24 protein-coding genes and 1 other RNA gene are annotated in these 23,653 nt (G+C 56.4%); 18 read left to right on the top strand and 7 right to left on the bottom strand.

Translation table 11 applies throughout. From position 1 onward, the window contains the following. Nucleotides 1–73 precede the first annotated feature (73 nt). On the top strand, nucleotides 74–577 hold the full coding sequence (locus K6R05_RS02975; protein WP_222924956.1) for a M48 metallopeptidase family protein: 504 nt from the start codon (nucleotides 74–76) through the stop codon (nucleotides 575–577). On the opposite strand, the gene K6R05_RS02970 is transcribed toward K6R05_RS02975, so the two are convergent. Next, complete coding sequence (locus K6R05_RS02970; RefSeq protein WP_222924955.1) at nucleotides 574–2,262, bottom strand: chloride channel protein; 1,689 nt, start codon at nucleotides 2,260–2,262, stop codon at nucleotides 574–576. The two genes, K6R05_RS02975 and K6R05_RS02970, sit on opposite strands and share 4 nt — an antisense overlap. Nucleotides 2,263–2,408: 146 nt before the next feature. On the opposite strand from K6R05_RS02970, the gene K6R05_RS02965 reads away from it, so the two are divergent. The 3 genes from K6R05_RS02965 (at nucleotide 2,409) to sstT (ending at nucleotide 6,087) form a co-directional block, all read left to right on the top strand. Then, nucleotides 2,409–3,395, top strand: a complete 987-nt coding sequence (locus K6R05_RS02965) for a Gfo/Idh/MocA family protein (protein WP_161735345.1) — start codon at nucleotides 2,409–2,411, stop codon at nucleotides 3,393–3,395. Between the two features lie 255 nt (nucleotides 3,396–3,650). After that, nucleotides 3,651–4,619, top strand: a complete 969-nt coding sequence (locus K6R05_RS02960) for a TerC family protein (protein ID WP_161735347.1) — start codon at nucleotides 3,651–3,653, stop codon at nucleotides 4,617–4,619. 235 nt (nucleotides 4,620–4,854) lie between these two features. Beyond that, nucleotides 4,855–6,087: a serine/threonine transporter SstT gene (sstT, locus tag K6R05_RS02955; protein WP_061063447.1), complete on the top strand. Its 1,233-nt coding sequence runs from the start codon at nucleotides 4,855–4,857 to the stop codon at nucleotides 6,085–6,087. Nucleotides 6,088–6,381: 294 nt separating this feature from the next. On the opposite strand, the gene K6R05_RS02950 is transcribed toward sstT, so the two are convergent. From K6R05_RS02950 to uxaC, 3 genes are read right to left on the bottom strand one after another with little or no spacing between them, the layout of a single operon-like run. Beyond that, the gene (locus K6R05_RS02950; protein ID WP_222924954.1) at nucleotides 6,382–7,872 is read right to left on the bottom strand and encodes a UxaA family hydrolase; all 1,491 of its coding nucleotides are present in this window, start codon (nucleotides 7,870–7,872) and stop codon (nucleotides 6,382–6,384) included. Nucleotides 7,873–7,876: 4 nt separating this feature from the next. Beyond that, complete coding sequence (locus K6R05_RS02945) at nucleotides 7,877–9,325, bottom strand: tagaturonate reductase (protein ID WP_161735352.1); 1,449 nt, start codon at nucleotides 9,323–9,325, stop codon at nucleotides 7,877–7,879. Between the two features lie 2 nt (nucleotides 9,326–9,327). Further along, nucleotides 9,328–10,743, bottom strand: coding sequence for a glucuronate isomerase (gene uxaC / locus K6R05_RS02940; protein ID WP_222924953.1), 1,416 nt, complete (start codon nucleotides 10,741–10,743; stop codon nucleotides 9,328–9,330). A gap of 399 nt (nucleotides 10,744–11,142) precedes the next feature. Here uxaC and K6R05_RS02935 point away from each other — a divergent pair, with 399 nt between their 5' ends. The 10 genes from K6R05_RS02935 to K6R05_RS02890 all read left to right on the top strand — a co-directional run bounded on the left by K6R05_RS02935 (nucleotide 11,143) and on the right by K6R05_RS02890 (nucleotide 17,909). Beyond that, nucleotides 11,143–12,447: an MFS transporter gene (locus K6R05_RS02935; protein ID WP_161735356.1), complete on the top strand. Its 1,305-nt coding sequence runs from the start codon at nucleotides 11,143–11,145 to the stop codon at nucleotides 12,445–12,447. A gap of 86 nt (nucleotides 12,448–12,533) precedes the next feature. After that, complete coding sequence (gene exuR, locus K6R05_RS02930) at nucleotides 12,534–13,310, top strand: transcriptional regulator ExuR (protein WP_150013533.1); 777 nt, start codon at nucleotides 12,534–12,536, stop codon at nucleotides 13,308–13,310. 323 nt (nucleotides 13,311–13,633) lie between these two features. After that, nucleotides 13,634–14,308, top strand: a complete 675-nt coding sequence (locus K6R05_RS02925) for a DedA family protein (RefSeq protein WP_098052313.1) — start codon at nucleotides 13,634–13,636, stop codon at nucleotides 14,306–14,308. Further along, nucleotides 14,308–14,655, top strand: coding sequence for an EnvZ/OmpR regulon moderator MzrA (gene mzrA / locus K6R05_RS02920; protein ID WP_161735360.1), 348 nt, complete (start codon nucleotides 14,308–14,310; stop codon nucleotides 14,653–14,655). Before K6R05_RS02925 ends, mzrA begins: the two co-directional genes overlap by 1 nt. 190 nt (nucleotides 14,656–14,845) lie before the next feature. Continuing rightward, the gene (locus tag K6R05_RS02915) at nucleotides 14,846–15,220 is read left to right on the top strand and encodes a DUF1090 domain-containing protein (protein ID WP_161735362.1); all 375 of its coding nucleotides are present in this window, start codon (nucleotides 14,846–14,848) and stop codon (nucleotides 15,218–15,220) included. Between the two features lie 35 nt (nucleotides 15,221–15,255). Next, a complete protein-coding gene (locus tag K6R05_RS02910) occupies nucleotides 15,256–15,561 on the top strand; it encodes an ElaB/YgaM/YqjD family protein (RefSeq protein WP_089414886.1) in 306 nt (101 codons plus the stop codon). A gap of 2 nt (nucleotides 15,562–15,563) precedes the next feature. Further along, complete coding sequence (locus K6R05_RS02905) at nucleotides 15,564–15,959, top strand: phage holin family protein (RefSeq protein ID WP_161735364.1); 396 nt, start codon at nucleotides 15,564–15,566, stop codon at nucleotides 15,957–15,959. After that, nucleotides 15,959–16,243 (top strand): YqjK-like family protein, encoded by a 285-nt coding sequence (locus K6R05_RS02900; RefSeq protein ID WP_033733988.1) that lies wholly within the window; start codon nucleotides 15,959–15,961, stop codon nucleotides 16,241–16,243. Before K6R05_RS02905 ends, K6R05_RS02900 begins: the two co-directional genes overlap by 1 nt. 201 nt (nucleotides 16,244–16,444) lie before the next feature. Next, nucleotides 16,445–16,858, top strand: a complete 414-nt coding sequence (locus K6R05_RS02895) for a DoxX family protein (RefSeq protein ID WP_222925449.1) — start codon at nucleotides 16,445–16,447, stop codon at nucleotides 16,856–16,858. A 76-nt stretch (nucleotides 16,859–16,934) separates the two neighbouring features. After that, entirely contained in the window at nucleotides 16,935–17,909 is a 975-nt protein-coding gene (locus tag K6R05_RS02890) for a glutathione S-transferase family protein (RefSeq protein WP_222924952.1), read from the top strand. A gap of 58 nt (nucleotides 17,910–17,967) precedes the next feature. Here K6R05_RS02890 and rnpB read toward each other — a convergent pair. Beyond that, an RNA gene (rnpB, locus tag K6R05_RS02885) (RNase P RNA component class A) lies at nucleotides 17,968–18,346 on the bottom strand. 33 nt (nucleotides 18,347–18,379) lie between these two features. Then, on the bottom strand, nucleotides 18,380–19,246 hold the full coding sequence (gene rsmI, locus K6R05_RS02880) for a 16S rRNA (cytidine(1402)-2'-O)-methyltransferase (protein WP_045139595.1): 867 nt from the start codon (nucleotides 19,244–19,246) through the stop codon (nucleotides 18,380–18,382). Between the two features lie 62 nt (nucleotides 19,247–19,308). Between rsmI and K6R05_RS02875 the strand changes: the two genes are divergently transcribed. Genes K6R05_RS02875 through dolP form a run of 4 tightly spaced genes read left to right on the top strand, consistent with a single transcriptional unit; the run spans nucleotide 19,309 to nucleotide 22,878 of the window. After that, nucleotides 19,309–21,336: a penicillin-binding protein activator gene (locus K6R05_RS02875; protein ID WP_222924951.1), complete on the top strand. Its 2,028-nt coding sequence runs from the start codon at nucleotides 19,309–19,311 to the stop codon at nucleotides 21,334–21,336. After that, the gene (locus tag K6R05_RS02870; protein ID WP_161735370.1) at nucleotides 21,294–21,689 is read left to right on the top strand and encodes a YraN family protein; all 396 of its coding nucleotides are present in this window, start codon (nucleotides 21,294–21,296) and stop codon (nucleotides 21,687–21,689) included. Before K6R05_RS02875 ends, K6R05_RS02870 begins: the two co-directional genes overlap by 43 nt. A gap of 14 nt (nucleotides 21,690–21,703) precedes the next feature. After that, the gene (gene diaA, locus K6R05_RS02865; protein WP_003855538.1) at nucleotides 21,704–22,291 is read left to right on the top strand and encodes a DnaA initiator-associating protein DiaA; all 588 of its coding nucleotides are present in this window, start codon (nucleotides 21,704–21,706) and stop codon (nucleotides 22,289–22,291) included. A 14-nt stretch (nucleotides 22,292–22,305) separates the two neighbouring features. Beyond that, entirely contained in the window at nucleotides 22,306–22,878 is a 573-nt protein-coding gene (gene dolP / locus K6R05_RS02860) for a division/outer membrane stress-associated lipid-binding lipoprotein (protein ID WP_161735372.1), read from the top strand. A gap of 52 nt (nucleotides 22,879–22,930) precedes the next feature. On the opposite strand, the gene K6R05_RS02855 is transcribed toward dolP, so the two are convergent. Further along, on the bottom strand, nucleotides 22,931–23,635 hold the full coding sequence (locus tag K6R05_RS02855; protein ID WP_161735374.1) for a pirin family protein: 705 nt from the start codon (nucleotides 23,633–23,635) through the stop codon (nucleotides 22,931–22,933). Between the last annotated feature and the right edge of the window lie 18 nt (nucleotides 23,636–23,653).

Raw genomic sequence — 23,653 nt, 5'->3', positions numbered from 1 at the left:
GCGTGGTACACTTTGGTTGATTTTCGCCCCAAAAACGGGGGCGCAGTATACTGTCTTTCGCCTGGAATCCCTAATGTCCTCACTGATCTACCTTCAGGGTTACCCTGCCCCCCTTCTTGAGCAGGTTCAGACGCTGATTACCCACCAGCGCTTAGGTGCGTTTCTGCAGGAACGTTATCCGGACACTCACGACGTGATGAGTGATAAAGCGCTATATGACTACACCCAGGCGCTGAAAAATCGCTATATGCGCAACGCGCCACCCATCAGCAAAGTGATGTGGGATAACAGGATTAAGGTGATGAAGCACGCACTTGGCCTGCATACGGCCATCTCACGGATTCAGGGCGGCAAACTCAAGGCGAAAGCGGAGATCCGCATCTCGACCTTTTTCCGCCTTGCGCCAGAGCCGTTTCTGCGAATGATCGTGGTGCATGAACTGGCACACCTGAAAGAGAAAGACCACGATAAGCCGTTCTACCAGCTCTGCTGCCATATGGAGCCGGATTACCACCAGCTCGAATTTGATGCGCGGCTCTGGATGACTGATCAGGCGATGCGCGGTAACGCGGCTTAAAGAAACTCCTGTGCTTTCTGAATCAGGCTGGTTTTGGTCAGCGCGCCCAGAAAGCGTCGTTCCTGGGGATTGTTAAGCACCGGCAGTCGCTCCAGCGTGACCGCCGCAAACGCCTCCCACCCTTCACGCATACTCTGATTCTCAAACACCACCGGAAAATCCTGATCCATCACGCACTGCACCGGTGAATCAAGGGTGATCTCCTGCGCCAGCACCCGGCGCGAAATCTCATGAATTGAGACCACGCCGAGGAAAGCGCCTGCGGCATTAATGACATAGACGTAGCGTTCACGCTTAAGCGAGCTGACCGCCAGCGCCTGCCCTACCGACTCTTCCGGCTGCAGCGCCGCGCCGGGAATAATCAACTCGGCAATGCGCATATTATCGAAATCATATTTCGCCTCTGAACGGCTGAAGTGATGACTCACCACCGGATAGGTACTGACTGATTGCAGGCGATAAACCACCATCGACGCCAGCACGGTAGCGATCATCAGCGGGAACAACAGGCTGCTGTTGAGCGTCATCTCCAGCACCATCAGCATCGCCATCAACGGCGCCTGACTGACCGCCGCCAGCACTGCCGCCATGCCAATGGCGGCATAGAGCAGCACATTGCCGAGCGGCAGATGCAGCGCCGCACCCACCGTCGCGATGATGACGCCAAGCAGTGCGCCAATCAGCAGCGAAGGCGTGAAGAGTCCGCCGACCGCGTTCGATCCTACCGACAGGCTGGTGGCGAGGGTTTTCAGCACCAGTAGCAGCAACAGGCCCGGCAGCAGATAGTCACCCGCCATCACTTTGACGATGACCTCGTAGCCGTTGCCGAGGATATCGGTGGAGATCAGCGCCAGTAAGCCTACGGCGAATCCGCCCGCGCCCAGACGCACGGGCAGCGAGGCGACCCGGCTGAACAGCATTTTGCTGCGAGCGATACACTTAATCAGTATCCAGCCCGCCAGACCGGCGCTCAGACCGATCACCACCGTCATCAGCAGGCTGCTCAGATCCATAGCGAAATTCGCGTCCGCCAGCGGATAGAGCGCGCTGCGGAAGCCCAGCGTCCACATAGTCATCACCGCCGTCGCCGAGGCGATAATAAGCGGGATCAGCCGCTGCAACGCGGAAATACCGAAGGCAATCTCCGCGACGAAAATCGCCGACGCCAGCGGCGCATGGTAGACCGACGAGAGGCCCGCCGCGGCCGCCATCGCCACGACGTCACTGTTTTTCAGGTTAAGCGAGGACGGTAACAGGCGGCCAATCGCGCTGCCGCACAGTGCTGAGAGCTGCACCATCGGCCCCTCTTTACCGATCGACGCGCCGCTGCCGATACTGGCAATCGACGACAGGGCGCGGAACAGCGAGGTTTTGGTCGGCACCGCATCGAGCCGGGCGTTGATCACTTCAAGGTAATCCGTTTTCACCGTCTGCTGCTGCTCAATGGCAACCGCATAACGCAGGAAAAAGCCCGCCAGCACGCCGCCCGCGCCCACCAGCAGCGGCCAGAAGATCCACGGCCAGAGATGCAGGGATTCGGTAATGTCGCCACTGCGCGCAAACAGCAGATGGTTGATCAGTTCAATGACGCCGCGAAAAGCCAGCGTCACCAGCGACGCCGCACACCCGACCGGAATGGCAATCAGCAATGTGGTCCAGTTTAATGCGTGCTTACTTGCTTTCACCTGTGCTCCCTGGTTGATGCCTGTTTATTATTGCTTCCGCATAGTATTGGAATGCGGATCGCAGGATCAATCCCTGCCTGCCCGGCGCGCTTGCACCGCGTCGGTGAGATGTTACTCTGCCGCTTTACCGCTGCCGGAGAGATGACGTGATTCGTTTTGCCATTGTGGGAACAAACTGGATTACACGCCAGTTTATTGATGCCGCTCATGAAACCGGAGCGATGAAGCTCTGCGCGGTCTATTCACGCAGTCAGCAGCAGGCCGACGCCTTTATCGCCGATTATCCCTGCAAACAGACCTTTACCTCACTGGACGCCCTGGCCGCCAGCCCGGCGATCGATGCGGTCTATCTGGCCAGCCCCAACGCCCTGCACTGCCAGCAGGCGCTGCTGTTTATGTCGCACGGCAAGCATGTTATTTGCGAAAAACCGCTGGCCTCAAATCTGGCCGAAGCAGAGAAGATGATCGCCTGCGCTCGTGAGCATCAGGTGGTGCTGTTTGAGGCATTTAAAACCGCCAGCCTGCCGAATTTCCTGCGTCTACAGCAGGCGCTGCCTGACGTGGGTAAACTGCGAAAAGCGCTGCTGAATTACTGTCAGTACTCTTCACGCTACCCGCGCTATCTCAACGGCGAGAACCCCAATACTTTTGATCCGCGCTGGTCGAATGGCTCGGTGATGGATATCGGGTATTACTGTCTGGCCTCGGCGGTGACGCTGTGGGGCGAGCCAGATAGTGTGCAGGCCACTGCGACATTGCTGACGAGCGGCGTGGATGCACATGGCGTGGTGGTGCTGAGCTACGGTGATTTCGACGTGACGATTCTGCATTCGAAGGTGAGTGATTCCAGCCTGCCCAGCGAGATTCAGGGTGAAGCGGGCGCGCTGGTGATTGAAAAGCTATCGGAGTGCCAGCAGCTGACCTTTGTGCCGCGGGGCGCGGAAAAGCAGGCGCTGAGCCAGCCGCAACATATCAACACCATGCTGTACGAAGCGGCCGTTTTTGCCCGGCTGGTTGAGCAGCGCCAGGTGGACCATCCGGGGCTTGAGGTTTCGCGCATTACCGCCGCGTTGCTGACCGAAATCCGGCGTCAGACCGGCGTGATCTTCCCTGCCGATCATGCTGCTGTGTAAATATTTCTAAATATGTCTGTGAGGAGTTGCTTCCTGTGCGGCTAAACCGTAACTTACCCTCCTGCAAAGGGGAGTAACTTGTAAGCTGATTGATCGTCACTACGATGCGCAGGCATCCGGTCATCAGGCAACCCGGAATCCATTTCTGTGTTGTAAGTGAGACCTTGCCGGAAGGCGAGGTTTGCTTACACAAAAATAAGCGGCTGACGTCTTCTGACTTCAGCCGTTTTTTTATTTTTAAGACAGGATACGAATATGCAAACTGTGGGTACGCCTTTACTGTGGGGCAGCTTTGCGGTTGTGGTGCTGATCATGCTGGCTATCGACCTGCTGTTGCAGGGACGTCGCGGCGCGCAGACCATGTCTTTCAAACAGGCGGCTGTCTGGTCGCTGATCTGGGTTTCCGTCTCACTGCTGTTCAGCGCCGCTTTCTGGTGGTATCTGGAGGGCAGCGCGGGACGTGAAGTGGCTAATACGCAGACGCTCGCCTTCCTGACCGGTTACGTGCTGGAAAAAGCGCTGGCGGTGGATAACGTCTTCGTCTGGCTGATGCTGTTCAGCTACTTCTCTATTCCGGCCAACCTGCAGCGACGGGTGCTGATCTATGGCGTATTAGGCGCTATCGTGCTGCGTACCATCATGATCTTCGCAGGTAGCTGGCTGGTCACGCAGTTCAGCTGGATCCTCTATGTGTTTGGTGCGTTCCTGCTGTTTACCGGCGTGAAAATGGCGCTGGCGAAAGAGGATGACGGTGCGGTGGGCGACAAGCCAGTGGTGCGCTGGCTGCGTAAGCATTTACGCATGACCGATGATCTCGACGGCGAGAAGTTCTTCACCCGCAAAAACGGCGTGCTGTTTGCGACGCCGCTGCTGCTGGTGCTGATTATGGTGGAGCTCAGCGACGTGATCTTTGCCGTCGACAGTATCCCGGCGATCTTCGCCGTCACGACCGACCCGTTTATCGTGCTGACCTCAAACCTGTTCGCGATTCTGGGATTACGTGCCATGTACTTCCTGCTGGCGAACGTGGCAGAGCGCTTCTCAATGCTGAAGTATGGCCTGGCGATTGTGCTGGTGTTCATCGGCTTCAAAATGCTGATTGTCGACCTCTACCATATTCCGGTCGGGATCTCACTGGGCGTAGTCGGTGCCATTCTGGCGTCTACCCTGCTGATCAACGCCTGGGTTAACCGCAAAAGAGACCAGAAAAAGCTCACACCATAATTACCTGCAGGGGCAGCGGATGCCCCTGTTTTATTTTGCGGCAGCCTGCCACGCCATTTCATCTCTCTGTCACACTTCCACTATTCAGCATAATAAAAATCCGACATACCCCACAGCAACAGAACTTTCTCTTTTCTCGTCCGATCTTTTCCTTATACTCCGCCGGGCAAACCGTTTTAGCCGATGCAAAACATCGCGTCTGAAACTACATCCGCGACAAAATATAGAAAATATTATGCAGAAAACTCTCTCCGCACGTCTGGGCACGCTGCTCGCCGGAAGCCTGGTGAAGCAAATCATGATTGGGCTGATCGCCGGTGTGGCGCTCGCCTGGATTTCACACGATGCCGCGCTGGCGGTCGGTCTGCTGGGTGAACTGTTTGTCAGTGCGCTGAAAGCGGTCGCGCCCTTGCTGGTTCTGATGCTGGTCATCGCCTCAATCGCCAACCACCAGCAAGGCCAGAAAACCAATATCCGGCCAATTATTATGCTCTATCTGCTGAGCACCTTCTTCGCGGCAGTCGTCGCGGTGGTCTTCAGCCATCTGATCCCGCAGACGCTGACGCTGGCGGTGGGCAGCACGGAAATCGTTCCCCCTTCCGGCATCACCGAAGTGTTACGTGGACTGCTGATGAGCATGGTTTCGAATCCGATCACTGCATTGATGCAGGCTAACTATATCGGCATTCTGGTATGGGCCATTGGCCTGGGGCTGGCGTTCCGTCACAGCAGTGACAGCACCCGTGCCTTTCTCAACGATGCCTCTGAGGCGGTAACCTGGCTGGTGCGCTGCGTCATCCGCTGCGCCCCGATCGGTATTTTCGGTCTGGTGGCGTCGATTCTGGCCTCAACCGGCTTTGGCGCGCTGTGGCAATATGCCCATCTGCTGGCGCTGCTGCTGGGCTGCATGGTGCTGATGGCGCTGGTGGTGAACCCGCTGCTGGTCTTCTGGAAAATCCGTCGCAACCCTTATCCGCTGGTCTTCACCTGCCTGCGTGAAAGCGGCGTGACCGCCTTCTTTACCCGCAGTTCTGCCGCCAATATTCCGGTGAATATGGCACTGGCGAAACGTCTGGATCTCGATGAGGATACCTATTCGGTGTCGATTCCGCTGGGCGCGACTATCAGTATGGCGGGTGCGTCGATCACCATTACCGTGCTGACGCTGGCGGCGGTGCATACGCTGGGGATCAGCATTGATGTGCCGACCGCGATTCTGCTGAGTCTGGTGGCGTCACTCTGTGCCTGTGGTGCATCGGGCGTGGCGGGCGGTTCGCTGCTGCTGATCCCGGTGGCCTGCAATATGTTCGGCATTCCGAATGATCTGGCAATGCAGGTGGTGGCGGTCGGCTTTATTATCGGCGTCCTGCAGGATTCGGCGGAAACCGCACTGAACTCCTCAACCGATATTCTGTTTACTGCCGCTGTCTGTCAGGCAGAAGCGGAGCGCGAAACAAGCCGGGCCTGATTCAGTTAACATAAAAAAGGCGACCCGTATGAATAATTACGGATCGCTTAAGGCTGCTGCCATGCCCACATCAGGGTTAATCCAGCCGCAACGGATAAACTCAACGCGCAGGGAACACGGGCAGAAGAGGAAAGCGTCCCGCGCCAAGGATGGCGCGGGCCGAGCGTGTCATGGATGACGGCCTTTGCGACTTTCCGATCTGACTGTGTTCCCTTCGCAGGCTCGGTCTCACCGCCACAGAGCCGGACTTTATCAACGATCTCAAGCGACCCGCACTTTAGCGGGTCGTTTTGTTTAAAGCGTCACACCGCTTTTAAAAATCGCCAGCTCGCGGAAATCGTTTTTCTCATTGTTGGTCTGCTGACCACTGGCAATCGCCACAATGCTGTCGACAAAATCTTCCAGCATCGCATCCATGCTCATCCCTTCGATCAACCGTCCGGCATTAAAGTCGATCCAGTGCGGTTTTTTCTCCGCCAGCGGCGTGTTGGTCGCCAGCTTCACCGTCGGCACAAAACCGCCATAAGGTGTGCCGCGTCCGGTACTGAACAGCACCATGTGGCAACCGGCGCCGGCCAGCGCACTGGTAGCGACCGCATCATTGCCCGGCGCACTCAGCAGATTCAGCCCCGGCGTTTTTAACCGCTCGCCATACTTCAGCACATCGACCACCTGACTCTGCCCCGCTTTCTGCGTACAGCCCAGCGACTTCTCCTCCAGCGTGGTGATACCGCCCGCTTTGTTGCCCGGTGACGGGTTCTCATAGATCGGCTGTTGGTGATCGATAAAGTACTGTTTAAAGTCGTTGATCATCGCCACCGTTTTGCCGAAGGTCTCTTCGTCGCGACAGCGGCTCATCAGGATGCGTTCTGCGCCAAACATTTCCGGCACTTCGGTCAGTACGGTGGTGCCGCCATTGGCGATCATCTGGTCTGAGAAACGCCCCAGCAACGGGTTGGCGGTGATACCAGACAAACCATCCGAACCGCCGCACTCCAGACCAAACTTCAGCTCGCTAAGCTTGCCCGGTTCACGCCGGTCATGGCGCATTTTTTCATACAACGCATGAAGACGCTCCAGCCCGGCTTCCACTTCGTCGTCATGCTGCTGGCAGACCATAAATTCGACCCGGTCGCTTTCAAACGCGCCGAGGGTGTCTCTGAAGGCATCGACCTGATTGTTTTCACAGCCAAGACCAATCACCAGCACCGCGCCCGCGTTGGGATGGCGCACCATATTCTGCAGCATGGTGCGGGTGTTTTCATGGTCCTGCCCCAGCTGCGAGCAGCCGAAGGTGTGGCTGAACAGGAATGCGCCGTCAATGCCTTCTGCGTCCCGGGTCTCTTTCAGGAAACGCTGCAGGATCTGACGTGCAATCCCGTTGACGCAGCCAACGGTCGGCAGGATCCACAGCTCATTGCGGATGCCGACTTCGCCACCGGCACGACGGTAGATCTGTACCTCCCGGTCACCCGGCTGCGGTGAAAGCGTTACAAACTCGGGCTGATACGCATACTCATCCAGATCGCTGAGATTGGTGCGGGCATTCTGCGAATGGATGACCTCACCGGCGGCCACAGGCTGTGTGGCATGGGCAATCGGCAGCCCATATTTGATCACCAGCTCATCCTGCGCGATGGGCTGCAGGGCGAATTTATGCCCGCGTCCCACGGCCTGTTGCAGCGCCACGCTCAGTGGCGGCAGTTCAATCGTGGCGCCCCCCTCTAAGTCACGTAACGCCACGGCGACGTTGTCGCGGGGATCAATTTTAATTGCGTCTTGCATAGCGTTATCTCAGTTGGCTCAGCGCCTCACGCATTCCGTGGGCGATGATATTTTGCAGGTGTTGGGTGACCACCGCAGCCAGTCCGGGCTGACGGGTTAAATCTTTGCCCCAGTGTTGCGCGTCGCTGAGCACAGCATGCACCAGCTGTTGTGGCGACATCTGGTCCGCATTAACCGCTTTCCAGGCATCGGCGTAGCGCTGTAACCACTGCGGCTCATCCTGTAACGGCCAGCTTTTGCCGGCTGACTCACCGCGATAAAAGGCGATCAGCGCCGCCAGCGCAAAGGTGATGTGTGTCGGCCATTCGCCAGTTTGCTGATGCGCGGCAAGCAGTGGCGTCAGCAGACGGGTACGGAACTTGGTCATGCCGTTGAGAGCAATCGACAGCAGCGCGTGGCGAATGAACGGATTGCGGAAACGGCGCTGAACCGCATCGGCAAAGGCGTGAAGTTCATCGGCGGGCAGATCGAGCGTCGGGATCACTTCGTGACGCAGCAGGTTATCGACAAATCCGGCAATGGCCGGATCGGCCATTGCCTCGCCGACGCTTTCAATCCCGGCAAGATACGCCACCGGTACCATCGCGGTATGCGCACCATTGAGGATCGCCACTTTTTGCGCTTTATAGGGCGCAATATCATCCACATGCCGGACCTGCGGCGACAGCGTCGCCAGCTTCAGCTCACTGAACAGCGCCGACGGCCCCTGAATCACAAACTGGTAGTAGACTTCGCCCGCCACCAGATAGCGATCTTCATAACCCAGCTCACGTTGCAGCTGCTCGCTTTCCGCCGGGAAGCCAGTGACGATGCGGTCCACTAACGTGTTGTAAAATGCACAGTGCTGATGAATCCAGGTTTTAAATTCGGATGGCAGATGCCAGTGGTCGGCATAGCGCAGCACCAGCTCGCGCAGCGTGTCGCCGTTATGGTCAATCAGCTCGCACGGCACCACCAGCCAGCCCCGATCGCTGGCACCACTGAAGTGCGAATAGCGCGCCCACAGCAGCTGCGTCAGTTTGCCAGGGAAACTGCTGGCGGGCTGATCGGTGAGCTGGTCCGTGCCGACAAAGGCGATGCCCGCTTCAGTGGTGTTGGAAAAGACCATACGCAGATCGGGATTACGGGCCAGCGCCATAAACTCGCCAATCTGCTGATAAGGCTGAATTTCACGATTCAGGCTGCGGATCAGCCGGGTTTCGCTGACCTGTTCGCCCTGATCGTTTAACCCGCGGATCAGCGTGGTGTAGAGGCCATCCTGCTGATTCAGGCTGTCGCTGACTTCACGGTTGCGCGGCCGCACCACCACAACCCCCGCATCGGTGCCCTGATGTTCGTTCAGCCAGTCAATCTGCCAGTCAATAAAGGCGCGCAGGAAGTTGCCTTCGCCAAACTGGATCACCCGTTCGCGATAGACCGCGCCCGGAAAGTCGTGGCGGTTTAGCCTTTTCATTATCAGGCTCCCAGCTCGATGCCAAAGTAGTCGCGGGCATTGTTGAAGCAGATGTTCTGTACCATCTGACCTAACAGTGCTTCATCGGCTGGCGCTTCACCCTGCTCTACCCAGCGGCCAATCATCTGGCACAGCAGACGGCGGAAATATTCGTGGCGGGTGTAGGAGAGGAAGCTGCGGCTGTCGGTCAGCATCCCGACGAAGCGGCTCAGCAGGCCAATCTGCGCCAGCTGCGTCATCTGACGCTGCATGCCATCCAGCTGATCGTTGAACCACCAGGCTGAACCAAACTGCATCTTGCCCGCCTGGCCTTCGCCCTGGAAGTTACCCACCATCGTCGCCAGTACTTCGTTGTCGCGCGGGTTCAGGCAGTAAAGAATGGTTTTTGGCAACGCGTTATTGAGATTCTGTGCGCCCAGCAGTCGCGCCAGCGGTTCCGCCAGCGGCTGATCGTTGATGGAATCAAAGCCCACATCCGGCCCCAGCAGCTGATACTGGCGCGGATTGGTGTTGCGCAGTGCGCCAATATGATACTGCTGCACCCAGCCACGGCGGGCATATTCGCTGCCCAGCCAGACCAGTACCGCCGTTTTAAACTGGGCCGTTTCCTGCGGGTTGGGCGCGGCACCGCTGCGACGACGCGCCAGGATTGCATCCAGCGTGGCGTCATCCGCCTCGGCATAACAGACGACATCCAGCGCGTGATCCGAGACTTTACAGCCGTGAGCCGCAAAGTGATCCAGCCGCTGATGCAGTGCGCGGCGCAGATCGTCAAAACGCTGCACGCTGATATCAGTCAGCTGCTCCAGCGTCGCGATCCACGGCAGAAAGGTTTCGGCTTCGATATTAAAGGCTTTATCCGGACGCCAGCTCGGCAGCACTTTGACGCTGAAGCTGGCATCGTCTGCCAGCGCGCGGTGATGGCGCAGATCATCCAGCGGATCGTCGGTGGTGCCGACCATCTTCACCTTCATCTGCTGCATGATGCCGCGCGTGGTAAAGCTATCCTGCGCCAGCAGTTCATTGCAGCGATGCCAGATGGTGTCGGCGGTTTTCTCAGAAAGCAGCGTATCGGTGATGCCGAAAGGCCGGCGTAACTCCAGGTGGGTCCAGTGATAGAGCGGGTTGCCGATGGTGTGAGGCACGGTGCGCGCCCAGGCGTCAAATTTTTCACGATCACTGGCGTTGCCGGTACAGAACGCCTCAGCCACACCGTTAGCGCGCATTGCCCGCCATTTGTAGTGATCGCCCTTCAGCCAGATGTCATAAAGGTTGGCGAAGCGATAATTTTCGGCAATCTGCTGCGGCGGCAAGTGGCAGTGATAGTCGAAAATCGGCTGATCCTTTGCATAGTCGTGATAGAGACGACGGGCGAATTCGGTATCCAGCAAAAAATCTTCGGTCATGAAACGTGACATACATCCTTCCTCATCGACTGAACCACTGATGGCCCAAAGTTATCATACCAATTTTAGTTCGTTACGGATTTATTTGAGATCCTGCTCACATAAACGGCGGTGCCTGACTGCCGTTATGGACGTTTCTGTCGTCCGCAGCGCGCTAAATGGCTGTCATTTCGCAGGTTTCCAGTATCCCACAGTGCAGAAAGGGTTTTTGTGATGGCTCTCAACTTTTAAAGTTGTATAACAAGTTAGGCTCTGGCCCCATCGTGAGGTCGTTAGCGACTCACAAAGGGCAAGGTCATAACAGGGTTGCTCATACAGAACCTGCGGGCGTGAGCAGAGCTGCATCACGTGCTGTCCCGCTCCAGATAACAACAGCGGCAAGACCGCATACAGAACTGGAAGAGGTAGAGGATGCGTAAGATCAAAGGGTTACGCTGGTACATGATTGGGCTGGTAACGCTCGGTACGGTATTAGGGTATCTGACCCGTAACACCATTGCCGTGGCGGCCCCGACACTAATGTCAGAGCTGCATATCACCACGCAGCAGTACTCCTACATCATTGCGGCCTATTCAGCCTGCTACACGCTGATGCAACCGGTGGCAGGTTATGTACTGGATCTGCTTGGCACCAAAGTTGGCTACGCGGTGTTTGCTATTATGTGGGCGATTTTCTGTGCCGCTACGGCGATGGCGGGCAGCTGGGGCGGCCTTGCTCTGGCGCGTGGTGCCGTCGGTGCGGCTGAAGCGGCGATGATCCCGGCCGGACTGAAGGCGAGCAGTGAGTGGTTTCCGGCCAAAGAGCGTTCGGTTGCGGTAGGCTACTTTAACGTCGGTTCGTCTATCGGTGCGATGCTGGCTCCGCCGCTGGTCGTCTGGGCAATCGTGGCGCATAGCTGGCAGATGGCCTTTGTCATGACCGGTGTGCTGAGCATGGCGTGGGCACTCTGCTGGCTGGTGTTCTATAAGCACCCCAAACAGCAAAAGAAGCTGAGCGATGAAGAGCGTGACTATATTATCTCTGGTCAGGAAGCGCAGCATCAGACCAACAACACCCACAAAATGTCGGCCCTGCAGATTATCCGTAATCGTCAGTTCTGGGGCATCGCGCTGCCGCGTTTTCTGGCAGAACCGGCGTGGGGAACGTTCAACGCCTGGATACCGCTGTTTATGTTCAAGGTGTACGGCTTCAATCTGAAAGAGATTGCAATGTTCGCCTGGATGCCGATGCTGTTTGCGGATTTTGGCTGCATCCTGGGTGGCTATCTGCCGCCGCTGTTTCAGCGCTGGTTTGGCGTTAACCTGATCGTCTCCCGCAAGATGGTGGTGACAATGGGTGCGGTATTAATGATTGCGCCAGGCACCATCGGGCTATTTACCAACCCTTACGTCGCCATTGGCCTGCTGTGCGTCGGCGGCTTTGCGCATCAGGCCCTCTCTGGCGCACTGATCACCCTGTCGTCAGACGTTTTCGGCCGCAACGAAGTTGCGACAGCGAACGGCTTAACCGGCATGGCCGCCTGGACCGCCAGTACCCTGTTTGCGCTGGTTGTCGGCGCCCTGGCCGATACGCTGGGCTTCAGCCCGCTCTTTGCCGCGCTGGCAGTGTTCGATCTGCTGGGTGCTGTCGTTATCTGGACGGTCCTGAAAAATAAACCTGTTTCAGAGCTGAATACTGAAGCGGTTATTCCGTCAGCCAGCGCCGTTCGCAGTTAACCCGCCGGGCTGGCTTGCGCCAGCCCATTTCCTCGCACGCCCTGAAGTGGTATAACAACTTATCTGTCTGCTACCAGGATTGTGCAATGGACATCACTGAATCCCGTCGACTCTATCAACAGCTGGCCAGCGAGCTGAAAAGCCGCATTGAAACCGGGATCTACCCGGTGGGTGAAAAACTGCCTGCCGAGCGCCTGATTGCTGAAGAGATGGAAGTGAGCCGCACCGTCGTCCGCGAAGCGATCATCATGCTGGAAGTTGAAGGCTATGTTGAGGTTCGCAAAGGATCGGGTATTCATGTTATCGCCAGCCAGCAGCAGAACCGCATCGCCGCTACCAGCAGCCAGCTTGAGTTTGCCACTTTTGGTCCGTTTGAATTACTGCAGGCGCGCCAGCTGATTGAGAGTAACGTGGCGGAATTCGCTGCCACCCAGGTAACGCGTCAGGACATTATCGATCTGATGGCGATCCAGGAAAAAGCCCGCCAGGAGGATCACTTCCGTGACTCCGAGTGGGACATGCAGTTTCATGTGCGAATTGCACAATCCACCCAAAACAGTGCCCTGGCCGCCATCGTTGAAAAAATGTGGCTGCATCGTCTGCACAATCCCTACTGGCTTAAACTTCACGAACATATCGACCAGCGCAGCATTCTCAGCTGGTGCGACGACCACGATCAGATTCTCAAAGCCCTGATGCGTAAAGATCCCGCCGCCAGCAAACTGGCGATGTGGCAACATCTGGAAAATACTAAACAGATGCTGTTCAACGCGACGGCGGATGATTTTGAATTTAACGTGGATCGTTACATGTTTGGTGAAAATCCGGTCATCCTGCCTGATGGATCCAACAACGCCCGCTAAAAGTGCCTGAAAACACCCTGAGATGGTCAGTTAATCTGCAATAGTGTCAGGTCATGTAAAGCTCCTTTTTACACGCCGTTTCACAAGGTAAAACTCCTGTTTGCCAGAGAGTTTTCCTGTCTCAGACAGGCGATTTTTGTTACAGTTATCGCCCTTTTATTACCCTTTGCGACAGGGTTTTATAAAGTCGCTGATTTAACAATCAATTCTGGAAGGATCCGGAAAACCCCGCCCAGGCTGCGCTCCTAAAATTTATAACGAAATGCCGGTCTGCGTTTAAGTCCCTGTGGGACATGTTTAACAATGATGTTCAGGAATGATTGATGGATATTTTGCAAGCGTTGCTGCATGCCCTGTGGCAACAGGACTACGAAACTCTCTCCGACCCCACGCTGGTATGGGCCATTTACGGCGTGCTGTTTATGATTTTGTTTTTAGAAAATGGTCTTCTTCCTGCCGCATTTCTGCCGGGTGACAGTCTGCTGATTCTGGTTGGTGTTCTGATTGCCAAAGGCACCATGAGTTTCCCGTTAACGATTCTGGTTCTCACTACTGGGGCCAGCCTTGGCTGCTGGGTGAGCTACATTCAGGGCCGCTGGCTGGGCAATACGCCTACGGTACAGAAATGGCTCTCTCACCTTCCCGCCCAGTATCATCTACGCGCGCACAGTCTGTTCCATCGCCATGGTCTGTCTGCCCTGTTGATTGGCCGCTTTATCGCATTTGTGCGAACGCTGCTGCCGACCATCGCCGGATTGTCAGGCCTCAGCAATGCCCGCTTTCAGTTCTTCAACTGGGTGAGCGCCTTCCTCTGGGTAGTCATTCTGACCGTTATCGGCTTTGCGCTGGGTAAAACCCCGATTTTCCGTCGTTATGAAGATGAGATGATGTTCTTCCTGATGATGCTGCCACTGGCGCTGCTGGTCTTTGGCCTGGTGGGATCGCTGGTCGTGTTATGGCGTAAGCGTCAGGCGAATCAGAACGGGAAAGCCGAGTAATGAAACTGCTGCAGGCTATTCCTAAACGGTGGATACCGTGGTTGATCGCTGGCGCACTTGCGCTGACCGCGCTTTGTGTGGTTCCTCCTCTGATGCAGCACGAGACGGTAGTGAAAATTCGGGTTTCTCATGCTGGTGCAACGCTGCCTGATGGCTTTTATCTCTATCAGCAATTAAGTGCGCAGGGTATTCGTATCAAAAGCATCACGCCTGCGGGTGACGCACTGATTATCCATTTTGACAGCGAAGAGCAGAGTCTGGCCGCACAGAAGGTATTGCGCCGACTGTTGCCACAGGGTTTTATCGTGGCCCAGCACGATCACGCTCAGCACCTCTCTCTGGCGTAATAAGCTCCTCTCTTTGCTTTCAGGCCGCCGCGGCAGGGTGTGGCGGTCTGAAAGGCGCCCTATCTCCCGGTCTTCTTTGAACTTTTTACTATCGATGTCTATGCTTAACCGAGAGTCGATTCTCAGCACGCGCAGGCATAACATTACGCGTGTGATAAGGAATCAGATCGCAATGGAAGGTTCAGGACCGATGAAATATCAAGTATTACTGGGCGTCGCGCTGCTTTCGTTGTCGGGTTCGCTGCTGGCAGCAGAATCGCTTTGTGAACAGAAAGAACAGGATATTCAGCGTGAAATCGGGATGGCACAGAAGCATAACAACCAGCGCCGGGTTAACGGCCTGGAGCGTGCGCTGACCGAAGTCCGGGCTGATTGCAGTGATAAAAAGCTGGAAGCGGCCCATCTGGAAAGAATTAATGCTCAGAAGCAGAAAGTGGCTGAGCGTGAGCACGCACTCAGGGAAGAGCGTGAAGAGGGCCATGACAGGGAGAAGATTGCCAGGCGACAACAAAAACTGGATGAAGCGCGCCGGGAGCTGAAAAAGTTACAGGCGGAGCCCTATTAATCGGAATTAACCAACTGATGTTAAAGGAGTATTTTATGTCTAAAGACACATCATCGGAACATTTACGTGCTGAACTGAAAAACCTTGCTGATACGCTGGAAGAAGTGCTGAGCAGCAGCACCGAAAAATCCAAAGGTGAGCTGGATAAACTTCGCAATAAAGCGCGTGTGGCGCTGGATAGCTCTCGTGAGCGACTGGGCGAATCAGGCGAGCGCATCGCTGCGACTACGCGCGAAGCGGCGCAGAAAGCTGAAGGCTACGTGCGTGAAAATCCATGGCATGGTGTGGGTATCGGTGCAGCGATTGGCGTCGCACTCGGCATGCTCATTTCGCGTCGCTAACCATGGCAGACTCACAGCAGAACCACGGCCCGGCTAAAGGGGTCATTAACATCGGCCAGCGTATCGTTACCACGCTGGTTGGCATAGTTGAGACACGCGTTCGTCTGGCAGTGGTGGAACTTGAGCATGAGAAAGCGAATCTGATACAGATGCTGTTGATGACTGGCCTGACAATGTTGTTCACTGCATTTGGTCTGATGAGCCTGATGGTCCTGATCATCTGGGCAGTGGATGCACAATATCGTCTGATGGCGATTGGCATCACGACCGGTACGCTGTTTTTGCTGGCGGTTATTTTCGGACTCTGGACGCTTCACAAATCACGTCAGTCCACGCTGTTGCGCCACACGCGCAAAGAGCTGGAAACAGATCGTGATTTGCTTGAGGACCAGCGCTGATGAGTCGCCGCGAGCGTGAAGAACGCATCCATGAACTGCTTAAGCATGTGCAGCAGCAGCGGCTGGATTTAAGCGCTGCGCGGCGTGACTGGCTGGAAGGCACCGCCCACTACGATCGCGGCTGGTTTACTTTCCTCAGCTTACGTCGCTATCTGGCCATTGGCAGCAGCGCGCTGGCCGTTTACTCCATTCGCAGTCCCAGCAAGCTGTTGCGCTGGGCAAAGCGGGGATTCGGTGCATGGAGCACCTGGCGCATGATCAAGTCTGCTCTGCCCCCGCGTTAATTCTGCTTAAAGCCGGTCCTGAAAAGGCCGGCTTTCTTCATCAGAATTTCTGAAGAACACTGACAGTATATCTCGCTTACAACCTTTCCACGCCGCGATTATCATCTCCAGCTATCAACCCAATGAATGCAGAACTGCTTTCAGCGGGCATAAACCCTGCGGGCAGCTTGCCCTGCATTCCTGATAGCGCTGGAGTAAATGATGAAAAAATTCGAAGACGTTGGTTTGTTACTGGCTCGCATCCTGATGCCAATCCTGTTCATTACGGCTGGCTGGGGCAAAATCACCGGTTATGCTGGCACTCAGCAATATATGGAAGCAATGGGCGTCCCGGGCTTTATGCTGCCGCTGGTTATCCTGCTGGAGTTTGGCGGCGGTCTGGCCATCCTGTTTGGTTTCCTGACCCGTTTCACTGCCCTGTTCACTGCAGGCTTCACCATCCTGACCGCGTTTCTGTTTCACAGTAACTTTGCCGAAGGCGTGAACCAGCTGATGTTCATGAAGAACCTCTCTATCGCCGGGGGTTTCCTGGTGTTAGGTCTGGTGGGTCCGGGTGCATATAGCCTTGATCGCCTGATCAGCAAAAGAAAAACACAGCCAGCGATTGCGCGCTAATCTCACATAAAGCGTAATGCCACATATACTTAGCAGGGCGGGGACATTTCCCCGCCCTGTTTGCATTGGAGCCATTATGGGACAGTTAATTGACGGTGTCTGGCATGACACCTGGTACGACACTAAATCTACCGGCGGACGCTTCAAGCGTTCAGAGTCGGCTTTCCGCAACTGGGTTACCGCGGATGGCAGTGCTGGCCCGGCAGGTAAAGCGGGATTTGTCGCCGAACGCGACCGCTATCATCTTTATGTCTCGCTGGCCTGCCCCTGGGCGCACCGCACGCTGCTGATGCGCCAGCTGAAGGGCCTGGATAGCATGATCGATGTCTCCGTGGTGCATCCGCTGATGCTGGAGAATGGCTGGACCTTCAATGATAGTTTTCAGGATGCGACCGGCGATAAGCTTTACCAGAATGAGTTCCTCTATCAACTCTATCTGCATGCCGACCCACAATACAGTGGCCGCGTAACCGTGCCGGTATTGTGGGACAAACACCAGAATACCATCGTCAGCAATGAGTCGTCGGATATCATCCGCATGTTCAACAGTGCGTTTGATGCGGTGGGCGCCCGTGCCGGTGACTACTATCCCGTTGCGCTGCGCGAGAAGATTGATGAGCTGAATGGCTGGATCTACGACACGGTGAACAACGGCGTCTATAAGTCAGGCTTCGCCACGTCGCAATCCGCGTACGATGAGGCCGTCACGGCGCTGTTCCATTCGTTGTCGCGGCTGGAGCAGATCCTGGGCCAGCATCGCTACCTCACTGGCGATCAGCTGACCGAAGCGGATCTTCGGTTGTGGACCACGCTGGTGCGCTTTGATCCGGTCTATGTGACCCACTTTAAATGCGATCGCCATCGCATCAGTGACTACAGAAACCTCAGCGGTTTCCTGCGTGATATCTATCAGATGCCGGGTATCGCAGAGACGGTTAATCTGCCACATATCCGCCATCATTATTACTGCAGCCATAAGACCATCAACCCGAACGGCGTCATTTCGCTGGGCCCGGCGTTTGACTGGGATGAGCCGCACGGCCGCGGTTAAGCTGCCAGCACATATCCCACAAAGCAAAAACCCCGCCGAAGCGGGGTTTTTGATAAAAAGTCGAAGCTGACCGTTAAGCCGGGTTCTGTCGTGGACAGTCATTCATCTAGGCCAGCAATCGCTCACTGGCTCAAGCAGCCTACCCGGGTTCAGTACGGGCCGTACCTTGTGAACCCCTATTTGGCCTTGCTCCGGGTGGAGTTTACCGTGCCACGAACTGTTGCCAGTCGCGCGGTGCGCTCTTACCGCACCCTTTCACCCTTACCTGATCCCATTTCTGGGCCATCGGCGGTTTGCTCTCTGTTGCACTGGTCGTAGGCTTGCGCCTCCCAGGCGTTACCTGGCACCCTGCCCTATGGAGCCCGGACTTTCCTCCCCTCTGCCCGTCTCCCCACAAGTGAGGACGACGACAAAGCGGCGACTGTCTGGTCAGCTTCGGCGCGGGATAATAGGACATTCGCCAGCGTTTGTCACGCCTCTTGCTGCTCCAGCGCATACTTATAAAGGGCATTTTTCTTCACGCTGTGGATCTCAGCGGTCAGCGCAGCCGCGCGTTTCAGTGGCAGCTCTTTCTGCAGCAGCGCCAGCGTACGTAGCGCATCAGCCGGTAGCGCATCTTCATCATCGACTTTATACCCTTCAACAATCAGCACCATTTCGCCTTTGCGACGATTCTCATCTTCTTTCACCCAGGCCAGCAGCTCGCCAACCGGTGCACCGTAGATCGACTCCCAGGTTTTAGTCAGCTCGCGCGCCAGCACCACGTAGCGTTCGGCACCCAGCTCACTCACCATATCCTGCAGGCTGTCGATCAGACGATGAGTCGACTCATAGAAAATCAGCGTGCGTGGCTCCTGCACCAGCGCCCGCAGCGCATCGCAGCGGCCTTTGGTTTTAGCGGGCAGAAACCCTTCGTAACAGAAACGATCGGATGGCAGTCCTGCAGCACTTAACGCGGCAATGGCAGCACAGGCACCGGGCAGCGGCACCACACGAATACCCGCTTCACGGCAGCGACGCACCAGATGGTAGCCCGGATCGTTGATTAGCGGCGTGCCAGCATCGGAAACTAAGGCTATGCTTTGACCCTCCTGCAGCTTCGTTAACAGCAGTTCAGCCTTATGCTGCTCGTTGTGGTCATGAAGTGAGAAGAGTCGCGCATTGATGGCGAAATGTTGTAGCAACAGCCCGGTATGACGTGTATCTTCCGCAGCGACCAGATCGACGCTCGAAAGCACCGTCAGCGCCCGCTGGGTGATATCACCCAAATTACCAATCGGGGTTGGAACGATGTAGAGCGTGCTGGCAGAAATCTCTGCCCGATCGAGTTGTTTCATTGTTTCATCCGAATTGCCGATTTAATATTGAGCATCTTGAAAAAAACATCACTGGATACAGTATGCTTCCTTCAAAAGTCGTTCGTCATAAAGCAGGACGCTTTCTGCCTGTCATTCTTGCTGGGCTGATTTTAGCCGCGTGTAGCGGTCAGGGGCCGCAAACCTCAACCGTCAATATTCAGGGGCCAGTCACCGCCAGCTCCGCTTACTATCTGCAGCAAGCGCAGCAAAGCAGCGATGATAGCAAGACCGACTGGCAATTACTCGCAATCCGCGCCCTGTTGAAGGAAGGAAAGTATCCTGAAGCGACCCAGCAACTGAGCCAGTTGCCGCAGCAGCTCTCAGAGACGCAGCAACAGGAATCCCTGCTGCTGAGAGCGCAATTGCTGATTTCACAGCAGAAAACCAAAGAGGCTGAACCCCTGTTAGCACAGGTGAAAACCGGTTCGCTGTCGCAGGATCAGCTGGCACGTTATTACAGCCTGCAGATCGCCAGCGCCCAGGGTCGCCCTTCACTCTCACTGCTGCGCACCTATATTGCGCAGGAGCCGCTGCTGAAAGGCACCGATCATCAGGCCAACATTGACGCCACCTGGCAGACCCTGACGCAGATGTCACCACAGGAGGCCAGCAACCTGGTGATTAATGCCGACGAAAATGTGCTGCAGGGCTGGCTCGATCTGCTCGCGGTCTGGCGTGCCAACGCCCAGGATGCGGAGATGCTCAAGTCCGGCATCAAAGACTGGCAGACCCGCTATCCGCAGAACCCGGCGGCTAAAACGCTGCCGACGCAGCTGAGCCAGATGCAGAACTACACCAAAGCCTCTACCAGCATCATCGCCCTGCTGCTGCCGCTGAATGGCCAGGCGCAGGTGTTTGCGAATGCGATTCAGAAAGGCTTTAACGACGCGAAGAATGGCGTAACCGCGCCGGTCGCCCAGCCAGCGGCTGCCCAGCCTGCTTCTGCAGATGCGACGGCCAGCACGCAACCTGCCGCCGCGGGATCGGCTGCCGATCCCATCAGCGCGCCGCAGCAGTCTGCTGACACCACACCACAACCTCAGTCACAGCCCCAGTCTCAGCCTGCTGCAGCCGCACCGGCCAGCAACGCCCAGATCAAGGTTTATGACACCAGCAGCCAGCCTATTGAGCAGGTCATGCAGCAGGCCCAGCAGGATGGTGCGACTATCGTGGTCGGCCCGCTGCTGAAGAGCAACGTTGAGAAGGTCGCCAACAGCCAGACGCCACTGAATGTGCTGGCGCTTAATGAGCCGGAAAAGATCCAGAACCATCCGAATATTTGTTACTTTGCGCTTTCTCCTGAAGACGAAGCGCGCGATGCCGCGCACCATATCTGGGATCAGGGCAAACGCCAGCCGCTGTTGCTGGTGCCGCGCAGCGGACTGGGCGATCGCGTCACCAACGCTTTTGCTCAGGAGTGGCAGACGCTGGGGGGCAGCACCGTCATGCAGCAACGCTTTGGCTCGACATCTGAGCTGAAACAGGGCATCAACAGCGGTGCGGGCATCAGCTTATCGGGTACGCCTGTGAACGCTGCACCTGCCGAGCCGCAGGGCGTTTCGATTGCAGGCCTGACCATTCCGGCACCGCAACAGAGCACGCCAGATGTGGTCAGCACCAGCAGCGGTGGCGGCGTCGATGCGGTCTACATCGTCTCCACGCAGGATGAACTGCAGCTGATCAAACCTATGATTGCCATGCGCACTGGCAGTCGCAGCAACATTTCGCTCTATGCCAGCTCGCGCAGCGCGCAGGCAGGTGCAGGACCGGACTTCCGTCTGGAAATGGATGGCCTGCAGTTCAGCGATATTCCGCTGCTCTCCGGCAGCAACCCTGGCCTGATGCAGCAGACCTCGAAGTCATTCAATAATGACTACTCGCTGGTGCGTCTCTATGCCATGGGAATGGATGCCTGGACGCTGGCGAACCACTTTAACCAGATGCGTCAGTCTCCTGGCTTTACGCTGGATGGTAATACCGGCAAGCTGAGCGCCGACACGGATTGTGTGATCAACAGGAAGTTGACATGGAACCAGTATCGTCGGGGCGAAATCGCACCGGCCAACTAAATCGCCGTCAGATTGGTGCCGGGCATGAAGAAAATGCCCGACACTATCTGGAGCAGGCAGGCCTGATATGGGTCGCCAGCAATGTTCACTTTCGCAACGGTGAACTTGACCTGATTATGCGTGACGGGCACTGTTGGGTGTTTGTTGAAGTCCGCTACCGGCGCGATGCGCGTTATGGTGGCGCACTCGCCAGTATTACCCGGAATAAACAACAAAAGCTGCTGCGCGCCGCTGCTCTCTGGCTGGCGCAACGCGGCGGCAGTTTTGAAACAGTGAATTGCCGTTTCGACATCATCGCCATTACCGGCACGGCGCTCGAGTGGCTGCCGAATGCCTTTAATGCAGACGTTTAGAACCAGGTGGTCGTGTGCAGGAAAGAATTAAAGCGTGTTTTACCGAAAGTATTCAGACTCAGATTGCCGCAGCCGAGGCGTTGCCCGACGCTATTTCCCGCGCAGCCATGACGCTGGTGCAGTCGCTTCTGAATGGCAATAAAATCCTCAGCTGTGGCAACGGTGCCTCATCCGCCAATGCACAGCACTTCGCCGCCAGCATGATCAACCGTTTTGAGACTGAGCGTCCCAGCTTACCGGCGCTGGCATTAAGTGCAGACAACGTGATGCTGACCGCGATTGGTAATGATCGTCTGCACGATGAGATCTATGCCAAGCAGGTACGCGCGCTGGGACACGCAGGCGATGTACTACTGGCTATCTCAACCCGGGGCAACACCCGCGATATCGTTAAGGCCGTCGAAGCAGCGGTAACACGCGATATGACTATCGTTGCGCTTACCGGGTATGATGGCGGAGAGCTCGCCGGACTGCTGGGGCCGCAGGATGTGGAAATCCGCATTCCATCGCACCGTAGCGCCCGTATCCAGGAGATGCATATGCTGACCGTGAATTGCTTATGCGATCTGATCGATAACACTCTCTTTCCCCATCAGGAATGACCGAAGGAGCACGAATGAAAGCATTGAATGCTATAGCTATTCTGTTAACCGCCATGCTGCTTCAGGGCTGCGTTGCGGTTGTGGCTGGCGGCGCAGCGGTTGCCACCAAAACGGCGACCGATCCACGCTCGGTAGGTACGCAGGTTGATGACGGCACTCTGGAGCTGCGCGTCACTAACGCGCTGGCGAAAGATCAGCAGATTAAAACCGATGCACGCGTCATCGCCACGGCTTATCAGGGCAAAGTGCTGCTGACCGGTCAGGCACCTTCGCAGGATATCGCCAATCGTGCCAAACAGATCACCATGGGCGTCGATGGCGCAACCGAAGTCTATAACGAGATCCGCATCGGCCAGAAAGTGACGTTAGGCACTACGTCGTCCGACACCTGGATTACCACCAAAATCCGATCGCAGCTGTTGGGCAGCGATCAGGTGAAATCCTCCAACGTGAAAGTGACGACCGAGAATGGCGAAGTATTCCTGCTGGGTCTCGTGACACAACAGGAAGCGCAGGCTGCGGCCGATGTTGCCAGCCGCGTCAGTGGCGTGAAGCACGTCACTACGGCCTTCACCATGCTGAAGTAATTCCTGAAACGCAAAAAAGGCGGCCATGGCCGCCTTTTTTATGGTCCGATTTTCAGACCGGAATGTCGATGACCAGCGCGCGGGTCGCGGTTTTTGCTGTCAGCTGCAACTGTTTCTCTTCCTGTAAAAACGCACCATCGCCACAGCCCAGCTTCTCCTGATGATCCGTGCCGGACATCGCCTCCAGCGAGCCATGAATCGACTGCAGATAGGCGCGCGGGCCCTGTATCGGCAGCGAGTAATGTTCGCCCGGTGCCAGCTCGACCTGGTGGATCCACACCTGCTGACGCAGTTGCAGACTATCGTCCACGCCATCCGGCGAGGCGATAAGCTGAGACAAGCGACCTTCCGTGAGGGCTATTTTCTGCATCCGCAGATTTTCGCGCTCCGGACAGGCAGCCAGCCAGAGCTGCATGCGTGTCAGCGGGCGATCTTTGCTCAGATTAATTTCGGTGTAACTCACACCGGGTTGAGCAGAGAGCAGCAGCGCTTCCCCTTCCCGCACGCTGATCGTATTGCCTTCGCTGTCGCGATATTCGGCTTCACCCTGCAGCACGATGTTCAGCACATCGACCTGCGGATAGGTGCGCGGCTGAAAAGCGGCACCCGGCGCCAGCACTTCCTGGTTCAGTACGCGCAGCGATGCGTACCCCATCAGTTTGGGATCAAAGTAGTGGCCAAAAGAGAAACTGTAGCGGCCCTGCAACCAGCCGAAATCGGCCTGACCACAGGCGGACGCACTGCGTGTCGTTATCATTATTTACCTCCGGCATCC

This window comes from Pantoea alfalfae (assembly GCF_019880205.1).
GTDB lineage: Bacteria > Pseudomonadota > Gammaproteobacteria > Enterobacterales > Enterobacteriaceae > Pantoea > Pantoea alfalfae.
The sequence above is the reverse complement of the archived record's forward strand: the minus strand, read 5'-3'. Positions and strand labels throughout refer to the sequence as shown.

Coding starts and splice junctions, on each gene's coding strand:
- K6R05_RS02910 (WP_089414886.1), top strand. CDS start 15,256: ATGTCTAAAGACACATCATCGGAACATTTACGTGCTGAACTGAAAAAC.
- rsmI (WP_045139595.1), bottom strand. CDS start 19,246: ATGAAACAACTCGATCGGGCAGAGATTTCTGCCAGCACGCTCTACATC.
- mzrA (WP_161735360.1), top strand. CDS start 14,308: ATGAAACTGCTGCAGGCTATTCCTAAACGGTGGATACCGTGGTTGATC.
- K6R05_RS02890 (WP_222924952.1), top strand. CDS start 16,935: ATGGGACAGTTAATTGACGGTGTCTGGCATGACACCTGGTACGACACT.
- K6R05_RS02960 (WP_161735347.1), top strand. CDS start 3,651: ATGCAAACTGTGGGTACGCCTTTACTGTGGGGCAGCTTTGCGGTTGTG.
- K6R05_RS02905 (WP_161735364.1), top strand. CDS start 15,564: ATGGCAGACTCACAGCAGAACCACGGCCCGGCTAAAGGGGTCATTAAC.
- K6R05_RS02900 (WP_033733988.1), top strand. CDS start 15,959: ATGAGTCGCCGCGAGCGTGAAGAACGCATCCATGAACTGCTTAAGCAT.
- K6R05_RS02950 (WP_222924954.1), bottom strand. CDS start 7,872: ATGCAAGACGCAATTAAAATTGATCCCCGCGACAACGTCGCCGTGGCG.
- dolP (WP_161735372.1), top strand. CDS start 22,306: ATGAAAGCATTGAATGCTATAGCTATTCTGTTAACCGCCATGCTGCTT.
- uxaC (WP_222924953.1), bottom strand. CDS start 10,743: ATGTCACGTTTCATGACCGAAGATTTTTTGCTGGATACCGAATTCGCC.
- K6R05_RS02935 (WP_161735356.1), top strand. CDS start 11,143: ATGCGTAAGATCAAAGGGTTACGCTGGTACATGATTGGGCTGGTAACG.
- sstT (WP_061063447.1), top strand. CDS start 4,855: ATGCAGAAAACTCTCTCCGCACGTCTGGGCACGCTGCTCGCCGGAAGC.
- K6R05_RS02855 (WP_161735374.1), bottom strand. CDS start 23,635: ATGATAACGACACGCAGTGCGTCCGCCTGTGGTCAGGCCGATTTCGGC.
- K6R05_RS02915 (WP_161735362.1), top strand. CDS start 14,846: ATGAAATATCAAGTATTACTGGGCGTCGCGCTGCTTTCGTTGTCGGGT.
- K6R05_RS02925 (WP_098052313.1), top strand. CDS start 13,634: ATGGATATTTTGCAAGCGTTGCTGCATGCCCTGTGGCAACAGGACTAC.
- K6R05_RS02875 (WP_222924951.1), top strand. CDS start 19,309: ATGCTTCCTTCAAAAGTCGTTCGTCATAAAGCAGGACGCTTTCTGCCT.
- K6R05_RS02870 (WP_161735370.1), top strand. CDS start 21,294: ATGGAACCAGTATCGTCGGGGCGAAATCGCACCGGCCAACTAAATCGC.
- K6R05_RS02895 (WP_222925449.1), top strand. CDS start 16,445: ATGAAAAAATTCGAAGACGTTGGTTTGTTACTGGCTCGCATCCTGATG.
- K6R05_RS02945 (WP_161735352.1), bottom strand. CDS start 9,325: ATGAAAAGGCTAAACCGCCACGACTTTCCGGGCGCGGTCTATCGCGAA.
- K6R05_RS02975 (WP_222924956.1), top strand. CDS start 74: ATGTCCTCACTGATCTACCTTCAGGGTTACCCTGCCCCCCTTCTTGAG.
- exuR (WP_150013533.1), top strand. CDS start 12,534: ATGGACATCACTGAATCCCGTCGACTCTATCAACAGCTGGCCAGCGAG.